This window comes from Rhodoplanes elegans, from assembly GCF_016653355.1.
GTDB classification, from domain to species: domain Bacteria; phylum Pseudomonadota; class Alphaproteobacteria; order Rhizobiales; family Xanthobacteraceae; genus Rhodoplanes; species Rhodoplanes elegans.
Map to the genome: position 1 here is coordinate 158,192 of NZ_NHSK01000076.1, position 13,426 is coordinate 171,617.

The 13,426-nt window shown below is 70.5% G+C and carries 12 protein-coding genes; 11 read left to right on the top strand and 1 reads right to left on the bottom strand.

Going from position 1 to position 13,426, the window contains the following annotated elements; translation table 11 throughout:
• Positions 1–45 precede the first annotated feature (45 nt).
• The 9 genes from bchM to CCR97_RS10255 all read left to right on the top strand — a co-directional run bounded on the left by bchM (position 46) and on the right by CCR97_RS10255 (position 7,323).
• Entirely contained in the window at positions 46–744 is a 699-nt protein-coding gene (bchM, locus tag CCR97_RS10215; protein ID WP_111356739.1) for a magnesium protoporphyrin IX methyltransferase, read from the top strand.
• Positions 741–2,192 (top strand): BCD family MFS transporter, encoded by a 1,452-nt coding sequence (locus CCR97_RS10220; RefSeq protein WP_111356738.1) that lies wholly within the window; start codon positions 741–743, stop codon positions 2,190–2,192. The genes bchM and CCR97_RS10220 overlap by 4 nt, the downstream gene beginning before the upstream one ends.
• A gap of 23 nt (positions 2,193–2,215) precedes the next feature.
• Entirely contained in the window at positions 2,216–2,995 is a 780-nt protein-coding gene (gene puhA, locus CCR97_RS10225) for a photosynthetic reaction center subunit H (RefSeq protein ID WP_111356737.1), read from the top strand.
• Entirely contained in the window at positions 2,992–3,639 is a 648-nt protein-coding gene (gene puhB / locus CCR97_RS10230) for a photosynthetic complex putative assembly protein PuhB (protein ID WP_276330212.1), read from the top strand. Before puhA ends, puhB begins: the two co-directional genes overlap by 4 nt.
• A 13-nt stretch (positions 3,640–3,652) precedes the next feature.
• On the top strand, positions 3,653–4,135 hold the full coding sequence (gene puhC / locus CCR97_RS10235; RefSeq protein WP_111356736.1) for a photosynthetic complex assembly protein PuhC: 483 nt from the start codon (positions 3,653–3,655) through the stop codon (positions 4,133–4,135).
• On the top strand, positions 4,132–4,434 hold the full coding sequence (locus tag CCR97_RS10240) for a hypothetical protein (RefSeq protein ID WP_111356735.1): 303 nt from the start codon (positions 4,132–4,134) through the stop codon (positions 4,432–4,434). Before puhC ends, CCR97_RS10240 begins: the two co-directional genes overlap by 4 nt.
• Positions 4,431–5,558 (top strand): magnesium-protoporphyrin IX monomethyl ester (oxidative) cyclase, encoded by a 1,128-nt coding sequence (gene acsF, locus CCR97_RS10245; RefSeq protein WP_244670353.1) that lies wholly within the window; start codon positions 4,431–4,433, stop codon positions 5,556–5,558. Before CCR97_RS10240 ends, acsF begins: the two co-directional genes overlap by 4 nt.
• 19 nt (positions 5,559–5,577) lie before the next feature.
• Positions 5,578–6,609 carry a putative photosynthetic complex assembly protein PuhE gene (gene puhE / locus CCR97_RS10250; protein WP_111356734.1) on the top strand — a complete coding sequence of 344 codons (1,032 nt, stop codon included), beginning with the start codon at positions 5,578–5,580 and terminating at the stop codon, positions 6,607–6,609.
• A gap of 183 nt (positions 6,610–6,792) precedes the next feature.
• Positions 6,793–7,323, top strand: a complete 531-nt coding sequence (locus tag CCR97_RS10255) for an REP-associated tyrosine transposase (protein WP_111356733.1) — start codon at positions 6,793–6,795, stop codon at positions 7,321–7,323.
• Between the two features lie 275 nt (positions 7,324–7,598).
• Here CCR97_RS10255 and rpmB read toward each other — a convergent pair whose 3' ends face one another.
• The gene (rpmB, locus tag CCR97_RS10260) at positions 7,599–7,910 is read right to left on the bottom strand and encodes a 50S ribosomal protein L28 (RefSeq protein WP_111356732.1); all 312 of its coding nucleotides are present in this window, start codon (positions 7,908–7,910) and stop codon (positions 7,599–7,601) included.
• Positions 7,911–8,163: 253 nt separating this feature from the next.
• Between rpmB and CCR97_RS10265 the strand changes: the two genes are divergently transcribed.
• Both CCR97_RS10265 and CCR97_RS10270 read left to right on the top strand, forming a co-directional pair.
• The gene (locus CCR97_RS10265) at positions 8,164–9,018 is read left to right on the top strand and encodes a DUF3108 domain-containing protein (protein ID WP_111356731.1); all 855 of its coding nucleotides are present in this window, start codon (positions 8,164–8,166) and stop codon (positions 9,016–9,018) included.
• Between the two features lie 583 nt (positions 9,019–9,601).
• Positions 9,602–13,426, top strand: a complete 3,825-nt coding sequence (locus CCR97_RS10270; protein WP_476705561.1) for a helicase-related protein — start codon at positions 9,602–9,604, stop codon at positions 13,424–13,426.

Genomic DNA, 13,426 nt, shown 5'->3' on the forward strand with positions numbered 1-13,426 from the left:
ACGGACCGCACCCCGAAGCACGAGGACACGAGCAGGACGAGACGGATGCAGGGCGAGACCTACCAGGAGCGACGCGGCGAGATCGAGGCCTATTTCGATCGCACGGCGGCCGACGCCTGGGCGCGCCTGACCTCCGACGCGCCGGTCTCCGGCATCCGCGCGACAGTCCGCAAGGGCCGCGACGACATGCGCGCGACGCTGCTGTCGTGGCTGCCCGACGACCTCTCCGGTCGCCGCATCCTCGACGCCGGCTGCGGGCCGGGCATGCTGTCGATCGAGGCGGCGCGCCGCGGCGCCGAGGTGGTAGCCGTCGACCTCTCGCCGACGCTGCTCGATCTCGCCCGCGAGCGCATTCCGGCCGACCTCGCCGGCCGGGTGACGTTCGTGGCCGGCGACATGCTGTCGCCGGAGTTCGGGCATTTCGACCACGTCGTCGCCATGGACTCGATCATCCACTACCGCGCCGAGGACGCCGTGCGGGTGATCGCCGGGCTCGCGGCGCGCACCTCGCGCTCGCTCGTCTTCACCTTCGCGCCGCGCACCAAGGCGCTCGCGCTGATGCATTTCGTCGGCGGCTTCTTCCCGCGCAGCGACCGTGCGCCGTCGATCGAGCCGGTGCGCGAGGAGCGTCTGTACGAGCTGATCGCGGCCGATCCCGATCTCGCCCGCTGGCGGCCCGGCCGCACCCGGCGGATCGCCGTCGGCTTCTACACGTCGCAGGCTCTGGAGCTCGTGCCGTCATGACCACGAAGAAAAAGAAGGTCGGAACCCTCGGCAGCGCGTTTCTCGGCATCCTGGGGCAGCTCGGGCCGCGCTTCCTGCCGTTCGCCGACGTGGCGACCAAGGAGGTCCCGATGGGGCGCCTCCTGCGCCTGTCGCTGTTCCAGGTGTCGGTCGGCATGGCGCTGGTGCTGCTCACCGGCACCCTCAATCGCGTCATGATCGTCGAGATGGGCGTGCCGAGCTGGCTGGTCGCCCTGATGGTGTCGCTGCCGCTCGTGTTCGCACCGTTCCGGGCGCTGATCGGCTTCAAGTCGGACAACCGCCGCTCGGCGCTCGGCTGGCGCCGCGTCCCCTACATCTGGGGCGGCACGATGCTGCAGTTCGGCGGCTTCTCGATCATGCCGTTCTCGCTGCTGATCCTCACCGGCGACGCGCACGGCCCGATCTGGATCGGCCATGTCGGGGCCGCGCTGGCGTTCCTCCTGGTCGGCGCCGGCCTGCACACGACCCAGACGGCCGGCCTCGCGCTCGCCACCGACATCGTGCCCGAGGAGAAGCGGCCGCGCGTCGTCGCGTTTCTCTACGTCATGCTGCTGGTCGGCATGGTCGGCGCGTCGCTGATCTACGGCCGCTGGCTCACCGATTTCAGCCCGCTGCGCCTGATCCAGATGATCCAGGGTGCGGCGCTCGTCACCATGATCCTCAACAGCGTGGCCCTGTGGAAGCAGGAGCCGCGCGATCCTTCGCGCACCAACCGCGAGGGGCCGCGGCCGTCGTTCCGGGAGTCCTGGCGCGCCTTCACGGCGAGCGGGCACTCGACCCGGGTGCTGGTCGTCGTCGGCTGCGGCACGGCTGGATTCAGCATGCAGGACATTCTGCTCGAGCCCTATGGCGGGCAGGTCCTGCATCTGTCGGTCGGCGCCACCACGCTGCTGACCGCGCTGATGTCGGCCGGAAGCCTGGTCGGCTTCTGGCTGGCGGCTCGCCAGCTCGGCCGCGGCGTCGACCCCTACCGGCTCGCCCGCTGGGGAGTGGTCGCCGGCGTGCTGGCCTTCGTGGCCGTGATCATCTCGGCCCCGATCGACTCGCCCCTGCTGTTCCGGATCGGCACCGCGCTGATCGGCTTCGGCAGCGGCTTGTTCGCGGTCGGCACCCTGACGGCGGCGATGTCGCTCGGCCGCGAAGGCGAGAGCGGTCTCGCCCTCGGGGCCTGGGGAGCCGTCCAGGCGACGGCGTCGGGCGTTGCCATCGCGACCGGCGGCGCCATCCGGGACGTCGTCGCCGATCTCGTCACGGGCGGAGCCTTCGGGTCGATCTTCTCCAGCGTCGCGTCCGCCTACGGCTTCGTCTACGTCATCGAAGTCGTGCTCCTGTTCATCACCCTGATTGCCATCGGACCGCTCGTTCGTTTCGCGAGCGCGAAAGGGCAATCTTCCCTGAAGTTCGGTCTGGCCGAATTTCCCGGCTAGCCGTCATTGCGCGGAGGTCTTTCATGCAAACCGGCGCCTTCACTGCCCAATTGGACGTTGCCCAAGTCGTTCTCTATGCCTTCTGGATCTTCTTCGCCGGGCTGATCTTCTATCTCCGGCGCGAGGACAAGCGCGAAGGCTACCCGCTCGATTCCGATCGCACCGTCGCCTCCGGCGGTCAGGTCGAGGTGGTCGGCTGGCCGCGCCCGCCCGAGCCCAAGACCTATCTGCTGGCGAGCGGCGCCACCGTCACGGTGCCGTCCAACGCTCCGCTGAAGATCGACACCCGCCTGAAGCCCGGCCCCCATGCCGGCTCGCCCTTCGAGCCGGTCGGCGATCCGATGGCCACCGGCGTCGGCCCGGCCGCCTATGCGGATCGCGCCGATCATCCGGACCTCACCTGGGCCGGCGAGAACCGCATCGTGCCGCTGCGCGTCGCGACCGACCACTGGGTCGACGAGAACGATCCGGATCCGCGCGGCTTCAACGTGGTCGCCGCCGACGGCGAGGTCGCCGGCACGGTCACCGAGCTGTGGATCGACCGGGCCGAGCCGATCGTGCGCTACTACGAGGTCGCGCTCGCCGGCAAGGGCAAGACCGTGATGCTGCCGGCCGTGTTCGCCTATGTCGACGGCGTCCGCAAGGAGCTCTCGGTCCCGGCCGTGCTGGCCAGCCAGTTCGCCGGCGTTCCGCCGATCAAGAGCGGCAGCCAGATCACGGCGCTCGAGGAGGACAAGGTGTCGGCCTACTTCGCCGGCGGCAAGCTCTACGCCACCCCGGCCCGTGCGGAGCCGCTCCTGTGAGATGGCTGAAGCCCTGGGAACCCCGTCCCCTGCCGGAAGCTCTTCCCGACGGTGAAGAGATCCTGTGGCGGGGCGGGCCACTCCTCGCGCCGCTGGCCGTGCACGTGTTCCACGTCCGGAAGGCCGCCGTCTATTTCGCGGTGCTCCTCCTGTGGTTCGGCGCGTCCACCTATGCGGACGAGGGTTCCCTCGCGGGCGCCGTCGTCGCGGCCATGTGGGTGGTGCCGCTCGCGCTCGCCGCGATCGGCATCCTGGGGCTGTTCGCCTATCTGGTCCGGCGGACCACGACGTACACGATCACGTCCCGCCGGATCATCCTGCAGTACGGGGTCGCCTTCCCGATGACGCTGAACCTGCCGTTCAAGCACATCGGGGCGGCGTCCCTGCGCCTCTATCGCGACGGCTCCGGCGACGTCCCGGTCGTCCTGACTGGCGGCGTCAAGATCGCCTATCCGATCCTGTGGCCGCACGCCCGGCCATGGCATCTGCGCCGTCCCGAGCCTATGCTGCGGGTCGTCGCCGACGGCCGAAGGGTCGCCGAGATCCTCGCCCGGGCGATCGTCTCCCGGCCGGCCGAGGGCGTCGACAGCCCGCAAGGCGCCACGACCCCCGACCTGCCGCGGACCTCCAGCGCCGCGGCCTGACACGGAGCTTTTCATGGGCGACGTCGCCAATGGCGATCAGGCGCGACGACCGTTTCCGCTCGGCCCGCTGCTCGGCGCGGCGGCCCTGCTGGCCTTCGTGCTGATCGCGGTCGGCGTCTCGCGCGGCGTCGGAACGGTGCCGACCGGCGCCCCGCCCGCCCCCGAGGCGGTGGCCGCCGTGGCGGCCCGCGACCTGAAATTCGTCGATCGCCCCGACGGCGGCGTCGCCGTGGTCGACGCGGCGAGCGGGCGCGACATCGACACGCTGGCCGCCGGCCAGGACAACTTCATCCGCGGCACGCTGCGCGGCTTCGCCCGCGAGCGCCGCCGCCAGGACATCGGCATCGACCTGCCGTTCCGTCTCACCCGGTGGACCGACGGGCGCCTGTCGCTCGACGATCCCGCGACCGGGCGTCATGTCGAGCTGTCGGCCTTCGGCGTCACCAATGCCGAGGCCTTCGGCCGCTTCCTCGAGCGACGGGACGGGACGCGATGATCGGATCATGGAAGCGCGGGCGCCGCGTCGTCGAGGTGCCGTGCACCATCGAGATCGAGCGGACGGCGGACAGCCTGCACGCTCACGTCGACCTTCAAGGGATAGAGATCGAGCCGGGCGACGAGGTCATCGTCCACGACGCCCCGACATCGATCCCGTTCGGTGAGAGCACCATTGTCCACAGCCGGGCCACCGTGGTCCTGGCCGGACGCGTGGAGCGCCTGATGGCGCGGATCACCGGCTACTTCGAGCTGACCGAGCTTTACGAGGTCGGCTTTTCCCCTGGGAGGACGCCATGATCCAGATGGAAGGCGGAGTGGGGCCGAACCCCATCAAGGCCCCACGTGTGGCGATCGATCCGATCGCGACCGATCCGGTCACGTCGGATCAGACCACGACCGAGATCGCCAAGCAGGACACGATCCTCAGCCCGCGCTTCTACACGACCGACTACGCCGCCATGGACCGGGTCGACATCGGCTCGGTGCGGGCCGAGTGGGAGGCGATGCTGGCCGAGTTGCGCGCCGACCACAACAAGGGCCACTTCACCCGCGACGCCGAGTGGAAGGCCGACCTCGAGTCGCTGCCCGAGGGGCTGCGCCAGGAGTTCGTCGACTTCCTCGTGTCGTCGCTCACCGCCGAGTTCTCCGGCTGCGTGCTCTACGCCGAGATCAAGAAGCGCATCAAGAATCCCGACGTGCGGGACCTGTTCACCTACATGAGCCGCGACGAGGCGCGCCACGCCGGCTTCATCAACGACGCGCTCAAGGACTTCGGCATCGGGGTCGATCTCGGCTTCCTCAGCCGGGCGAAGAAGTACACGTATTTCAGGCCGAAGTTCATCTTCTACGCGACCTATCTGTCCGAGAAGATCGGCTACGCCCGCTACATCACGATCTATCGCCAGCTCGAGCGCCATCCGGATCGCCGCTTCCACCCGATCTTCAAGTGGTTCGAGAAGTGGTGCAATGACGAGTTCCGCCACGGCGAGGCCTTCGCACTCCTGATGCGGGCCGACCCGCGCCTGATCTCCGGCGTCAACAAGCTGTGGATCCGCTTCTTCCTGCTCGCCGTGTTCGCCACCATGTACGTACGCGACCACATGCGGCCCGAGTTCCACAAGGCGATCGGGATGGACCCGACGACCTACGACTTCGAGGTGTTCCGCAAGACCACCGAGATCTCGCGCCAGGTGTTCCCGCTGGAGCTCGACATCGACCGGCCGGAGTTCAAGGCCGGCCTCGACACGCTGTGGCGGATCGCCGAGGAGGGGGCCGCGGCGCGCGCCCGCGGTGGCGTCCTCGGGGCGCTGACGCGGGTTCGTCTCGGCGCCGTGGGCGCCTGGACGCTCGCCAGGCTCTACCTGCTGCCCGTCAAACAGAACACCCTGCCGGAGCGGGTGCGTCTCGCACCCGCCTGGTAACGACGAAGGATCCGCCCGCGTGGTCCATTACGGCATTCCGATCCTGTACACGCTGTTCGTGTGGTGGTTCAGCACGGGCGTGATCATGTTCCTGGACGGGCTGCCGCGGAAGACGTTCCCGTACAGCATCGCGGCCGCCGCGGTGCTGTACGGCCTCGCGCTGTGGGGGATCGCCGCGTCGAGCCACGACATGACGGTGTTCGGCGCCTACTGCACCTTCACGTGCGGCCTGATCGTCTGGGGGTTCAACGAGATCACGTTCCTGATGGGCTACGTGACGGGCCCGCGCACCACGCCGTGCCCGCCCGACTGCAAGGGCTGGCGGCACTTCGTCCACGCCGTGGAGGCGATCCTCTATCACGAGCTCGGGATCGTCGTGTCGGCCGTGCTGGTCTGCTGGGCGAGCTGGGGCGAGCCCAACCAGGTCGGAACCTGGACCTTCATGATCCTCTGGCTGATGCGGCTGTCGACCAAGCTCAACATTTTCCTCGGCGTGCCCAACCTCACCGAGGAGTTCCTGCCCGACCATCTCGCCTACATGAAGGGCTACTTCCGCAAGCGGCCGATGAACTGGCTGTTCCCGTTCACTGTGACGGCCTCGACCGTGATCGCCGCCGTGCTGGCCGTGCAGGCTTCCGAGCTCGCGGTGACGGATCCGCACCAGGCCGCCGGCCTCACCTTCGTCGTCACCCTGATGTCGCTCGCCATCCTGGAGCATTGGTTCCTGGTGATGCCGATGTCGGTGGTGCCGCTGTGGCGCTGGGGCCTGAAGTCGCGCGAGTGGTTCCGCAGGCTCGATCCCCGCCGCAACGGCACGCGCCGGGATCGTGCCGACCGCGCCGCCGCCACCGACGGGGCGGACACGCGCGGCGAAGGCGTCGGTCGCGGCGTCGTCGTCGAGATGGCGCCCGTCAAGGTCGAGAAGACCCGGCTGGCCCGTCGCATCCCGCGCACCGGCGGCACCACGCTTTCGCTGTCGCTCGACGCCGGGCCGGACGACCGCACGCTCTGCCCGCGCCCCGCCACCGTCGCGGCGCCGCCGCGCGGGTAGGCCGCGGCCGCCGATCGTCGGTTCAGACACGCGACGTCGGCGCGCCGCAGGCGCGGTGAGGCGCGCGTCGCTCCCTCCCGGGACAACGGTCGCGCAGCGGCGTGCCGTCGTGGGCGTAGGGTGGGCGTCGGCGCGCCGAAGGTGCGGCGATGCCCACGCCGTCCGGCGTGTGTGGGTCCTCTGATGTCACGTTACCGTCGCGCCCGTGTCGAAGGCGGCACGTTCTTTTTCACCCTCGTTCTCACGGACCGCAGCGACGATCTGCTGGTGCGTGAGATTGATCGATTCCGTCGGTCTTACGCCGACGCACGAGCGCGTCGCCCTTTCGAGACGGTCGCAATCTGCGTGCTGCCGGATCACCTCCACGCCATATGGACGCTTCCACCCGGTGACGGCGATTTCGCCACTCGCTGGTCCGTGATCAAGGCCGGCTTCTCGCGCGACCTCGCACCGGCCGGGTTGCGGTCACCCGGCCAAGTGGCCAAACGTGACAAGGGCATCTGGCAGCGTCGACACTGGGAGCACGTCATTCGCGACGATGCCGATCTCGCGCGGCATGTCGATTACATTCACTACAATCCGGTCAAGCACGGCTGCGTATCGGCGGTGCGTGATTGGCCCCACAGCAGCTTCCATCATTACGTTGCGCGTGGCCTGCTGCCTTCCGACTGGGGCGGCGATCTAGTCACAATCGAGGGAGCGTTTGGTGAATAGGTCGCGAATCGAGAGTGGGCTCTGCGGGTGGAGGGACGGTGCTCACGGCCGGCGACGTGATCCTGCTCGGACCCAGTGCCGAGTCGATCGACCGCGTGGGCAAGCCGCGCCTGAGCGGCGCAGCCAGCCCACCCTACAGTTCCGGACTACGGTTCCGGACGCCGGCAAACTCCCGCGCCCCCTGAACGCGAAAGCGCCCCGGCGGAGGGTCCGCGCGGGGCGTTTCGAATTCGACGTGAGCGGTGTCCGGCGCCTGCGCGCCGGCCGGCGCCGTGTCAGCCCGCGGCCGAAGCCTCGGCCTTCGCGGCCACGGCCTTCTTGCTCACCTGCCGCTTGAGCAGCAGGGCGCGCGGCGACAGCTCGGTGTCGCGGGCCTTGAGCAGGAACGCGTCGAGGCCGCCCCGGTGATCGACGCTCTTGAGCGCGTTCGCCGAGATGCGCAGCCGCACGCCGCGGCCGAGCGCGTCGGACTGCAGCGTCACGTTGACCAGGTTCGGCAGGAAGCGCCGCTTCGTCTTGATGTTGGAGTGGCTGACCGTGTGGCCGACGAGCGCCCCCTTCCCGGTCAGTTCGCACCGTCGCGACATGGAAACCTCGATGATGTCTGTAAATTCGGCGACCCTGCGCGCGCGCAAGGCCGGGACGCGAGCCGAAGCTCGTTCCGGGATCGCGGACGTATAGAGAGGGGGAGCCGCAGCGTCAAGCACGCGGAGCGCCGGAAACGCGGCCGCGGCGGGCCGATCCGCCCTGCCGAAACATCATAGAAACGACGTATTCGAACCCGACACAGGGCCGGTCGCCGACCATCGCCACAGCGCCCCCGCGAGGATCCGCACCCCCGTGTCGTCCGGCCGTTTCGCCACCCGCCCGCTTCTGTGCGCCTTGGTTGCGTTCGCCGGTCTCGGTGCCGTGGCGCCGGCGTCGGCGCAGGGCAAGCTCGACGCCCGCTACACGGCGACCCTCTCCGGAATCCCGATCGGCCGCGGCGCCTGGGTCATCGACATCGCCGACGACCAGTACACGGCGGCCGCGAGCGGCACCACGGCCGGCATCGTCCGTCTGTTCGCCAGCGGCCAGGGCTCGAGCGCCTCGCGCGGCCATGTCCGCCGCGGCAATTTGCTACCATCCACCTATGCGTCGAGCCTGACCTCGGACAAGAAGTCCGAGGAGCTGCGTATCGTCCTGCAGAACGGCACCGTCAAGGACGTCTCGGTCGAGCCGCCGTCGCCGCCGCAGCCGGAGCGGCTGCCCGTCACCGACGCCCACCGGCGCGGCGTCACCGATCCGATGAGCGCCGCCCTGATGACGGTCGCCGGCGCCGGCCAGCAGATCGGAACCGAGGCCTGCGCCCGCACGCTGCCGATCTTCGACGGCCGCATGCGCTTCGACCTGCAGCTCGCCTTCAAGCGCTTCGAGACCGTCAAGGCCGAGCGCGGCTATTCCGGGCCGGTGGCGGTCTGCACCGTCACCTTCACGCCGATCGCCGGCTACATCCCGGACCGGCCCGCCATCGTCTACCTGGCGCGCCAGCGCGACATGGAGATCTGGCTGGCGCCGCTCGCCGGCACCCGTGTCGTGGTCCCCTACAAGATCATCATCCCGACGCCGTTCGGCCTCGGCGTGCTGGAGGCGACCCAGTTCGTCGCGACCTCGGGCGCGACCCGGCCGACCCCCACCAGCGCGCGCATTCCCTGATCGTTGCACGGCGGTGCCGGGACGTTAACCGGAGCAGCGCGGATGCGGTCCGGCCGCGACCGGGCTCCTACCTCATCTGGATCTCCGGCGGCGGTGAAACCGAGATGTGGAGGAGAACGAATCTCGACTCGGGCCGAGTCAGCGATTCGGGCGCGATTCGTTCGAGAGTCGTTCCAAGGGCTTAACGGGAACGGCCGGCGTCCCGCGAAACCGTCGCATTCCGGGACAGGGCCCCCACCTTTGCTCCGGAAACACGTCGCGGGAGGCGAGGCGAGGCTTGGGTGCGCGGGCGAAAGCGGCTAAGAGAGAGCCGCCGGTGCACGCCTCCCGTGGGAACGGACGCGGATTCCAACGGGGCACCGGCAGGCCCGCGCGGTCGCGGCGGGCGAGACGCGCCGTCCGGTACAGCGCCGCCCGGACAGGAACGGACCCGGACATGACGTCCAGCTACCCGACGTCTCCAGACATGCGGTCTCGGAGACTTTCCCGAGAGGTTTCGCCGCGCGCCGTCGCTCGCGACCCGGCTCGCCCCTCCTCGTGCCGCGCGCCGGCCTGACCGCGGCGCTCCGGTCCAGAACAACCGATGCCCATCAGTTTCTCGTCCCCTTCCGTCCGCGACAGCCGGGCCCGCGGCGCCGGCGTCACCGCCGTGCTCGGACCGACCAACACGGGCAAGACGCATCTCGCCATCGAGCGGATGCTCGGCCATTCGTCCGGGCTGATCGGCCTGCCGCTGCGCCTCCTGGCGCGGGAGGTCTACAACAAGATCGTCGACCGGGTCGGTCCCGACGCCGTCGCCCTCGTCACCGGCGAGGAGAAGATCAAGCCGGCCCATCCGCGCTACTGGGTGTCGACCGTCGAGGCGATGCCGCGCGATCTCGACGTCGCCTTCGTGGCGGTCGACGAGGTCCAGCTCGGCTCCGACCTCGACCGTGGCCACGTCTTCACCGACCGCATCCTCAACCGGCGCGGCCGCGAGGAGACCCTGGTGCTCGGCGCCGCGACCATGCGGGGCATGGTCGAGAAGCTGCTGCCCGGCGCCAACGTAATCTCGCGCCCGCGCCTCTCGCAGCTCGCCTTCGCGGGGGAGAAGAAGCTGTCGCGGCTGCCGCGCCGCACCGCCATCGTCGCCTTCTCGGCCGAGGAGGTCTACGCCATCGCCGAGCTGATCCGCCGCCAGCGCGGCGGCGCCGCGGTGGTGCTGGGCGCGCTCTCGCCGCGCACCCGAAACGCCCAGGTCGCGCTCTACCAGTCCGGCGACGTCGACTACCTGGTCGCCACCGACGCGATCGGCATGGGCCTCAACCTCGACGTCGACCACGTCGCCTTCGCGTCGGATCGCAAGTTCGACGGCTACCAGTACCGCAAGCTCAATCCGGGCGAGCTCGGCCAGATCGCCGGCCGCGCCGGCCGCGCGACCCGCGACGGCACCTTCGGCACCACGGGGCGCTGCCCGCCGTTCGAGCAGGAGCTCGTCCAGGCGCTGGAGAGCCACGCCTTCGATTCGGTGAAGGTCCTGCAGTGGCGCAACACCGATCTCGACTTCGCGTCGCTCGGCGCGCTGTCGGCCTCGCTCGCCGTCACCCCGACATTGCCGGGGCTGACCCGGGCGCCCGTCGCCGAGGACATCCTGGTGCTCGAGCACGCGATGCGGGACGACGCCGTGCGCGACCTCGCGCGTCGGCCGGCCGACATCGCGCGCCTGTGGGACACCTGCCAGGTGCCCGACTATCGGAAGATCTCGCCCGCCGCGCACGCCGAGATGGTCGTCACCCTCTTTGGATTCCTGGCGCGCGAGGGTACGATCCCCACCGACTGGTTTTCGCGACAGGTCGCCCTTGCGGATCACACCGAGGGCGGTATCGATACCCTGTCTACGCGAATTGCGCACATCCGGACCTGGACCTTCGTCGCCAACCGTCCGGACTGGCTCGGCGATCCCGAGCACTGGCAGGGCGTCACCCGTGCCATCGAGGACAAGCTCTCGGATGCCTTGCACGAGCGCCTGGCCGAACGATTCATCGACCGCCGCACCAGCGTTCTGATGCGGCGTCTGCGAGAGAATGCGATGTTGGAAACAGAGATCACCAAGACGGGCGAGGTCGTCGTCGAGGGGCACGTGATCGGCCGGCTCGACGGCTTCCGCTTCGCACCGGAGGCGACCACCGGCAGCACCGACAGCAAGGCGCTGTCCGCCGCCGCCCAGAAGGCGCTGGCCGGCGAGATCGACGCCCGCGCCGGGCGCCTCGCCCACGCGCCCGACAGCCAGTTCGTGCTGGCCTCCAACGGGCTGATCCGCTGGATGGGCGAGCCGGTCGCGAAGCTTCTGGCCGGCGACAACATTCTGCGTCCGCGGGTGAAGATCCTCGCCGACGAGCATCTGAGCGGTGCCGCCCTGGAGCACGTCCAGACCCGGCTGGATCTCTGGACCCGCACCCATGTCGAGCGGATCCTGGCGCCGCTGTTCGTCCTCGGTGCCGCCGAGGACGTCACCGGCATCGCCCGCGGCATCGCGTTCCAGCTCGTCGAGGCGCTCGGCGTGCTGGAGCGCTTCAAGATCGCCGAGGAGCTGAAGGGGCTCGACCAGGCCCAGCGGGCGACGCTGCGCAAGCACGGCGTGCGCTTCGGCGCCTATCACGTCTATGTCCCGGCGCTGCTCAAGCCCGCGCCGCGGGCGCTCGCCGCCGAATTGTGGGCGCTCAAGCACGGCGACGTCGACACCACCGGGCTCGACGACCTGCAGCGCCTCGCCGCCTCGGGCCGCACCTCCTTCGCGGTCGACAAGGCGGTGCCGCGCACCCTCTACCGCACCATCGGCTATCGGGTGTGCGGCGAGCGCGCCGTCCGGGTCGACATTCTGGAGCGACTCGCCGACCTGGTCCGCCCGGCGCTCGCCTGGCGGCCGAACGCCCCCGGCGAAAAGCCGGCCGGCGCCTTCGACGGCAGCGGCTTCCTGGTCACCCAGGCGATGACGTCGCTCACCGGCTCGTCCGGCGAGGACCTCGCCTCGATCCTCAAGGCGCTCGGCTATCGGGTCGAGCGGCGGCCCAAGCCGCCGGAGGCCCCGGCGGAGGCCAAGGCACCCGAGAGCGTCGCAGAGGCGACGGCCGAGGGCGCTGCTGCCGAAAGCGCGACCGAGGCGTCTGTCGACGCCGTCGGGGGGGACGACGCCCCGGCCGAGGCGGCTGCCGCCGAGGCCGAGCCGGTCGTCGAGACGGTCGCGTCCGACGCGCCGGTCGCCCCGGACTCCGAGCCGGTCACGGCCGAGCCGGTCTCGTCCGAACCCGTCACCGAGGCGGAGCCGGTGTCGCTCGCGCCCGAGCCGGAGCCGGACGCCGTTGTTGCGGCTGCGCCCGAGGCGGACGCCGCGGAGGCCGGCGCTCCCAAGTCCGAATCGACCGCCGGCGCCGCGGACGCATCTGCCGAATCGTCCGACGGCGGCGAACAGCCGGTGGCCGAGTCGGTGGCCGACACCGCGGGCGAGGCGACGGCCGAGCCGGCGGCCGCGGCCACGCCGGCGGAGCCGCAGTTCATCGAGATCTGGCGCCCCGGCCGCCCCCACGAGGAGCGGCGCGGCGGACCGAAGCGCCATCATCGCGGCGCACCCGGCCGCCGTCCCGAGGGCCAGCCCGCCGCCGCGCACCTATCAGAGCCGCGACGAGCGGGCGGACCGGAGCAACAAGGAGCCGGATCCAAACTCCCCGTTCGCCAAGCTCGCCGCCCTCAAGGCGCAGCTCGAGGCCAGCGCCAAAGAGAAGCACTGACCGGCGGAGAGCATCGCCCACGTGGTCGACGGCGACCGCCAGCGCATCGACAAGTGGCTGTGGCACGCCCGGGTGGTCCGCACCCGCAGTGCCGCGGCCGCGCTCGCGGCTGCCGGCCATGTCCGGATCAACGGGGTGCGCATCGACGCGGCGAGCCGCCCGGTGAAGCGGGGGGACGTGGTGACGGTGGCGCTCGACCGCCAGGTCCGGGTGCTGGTCGTCACCGGCTTCGCCGAGCGGCGCGGCTCGGCGACCGACGCGCAGGCGCTCGTCCGCGACGAGACGGTCCGGCCGGAGACGCCGCCCGGGTCCGCCGCGACGGGATCGCGCGACACCGGGACCGGACGGCCGACCAAGCGCGACCGCCGCGCCCTCGACCGGCTCCAGGGCGACGACGACTGACGATGACGGGTGCGGACGGTGCGGCCCGGCCTGCGGGCCTGACGGATGACGTCCGCCCGGCCCGGAGCGCGAACTTTTCTCGGCCTGCGGTTAACGAACCGGCGGGTCGGAGGCGGCGATCCCCGGTCGTTTCGTCCGGCCGGCGGGTGCTCCGGCGTTGCGGCGAACCGCTGGGCCGGCCGGCTCGCTTTTTCGTCGCGCGACAGACCCGTTCGCTTGCGCGTGCGGTGCCGATGCGCTAG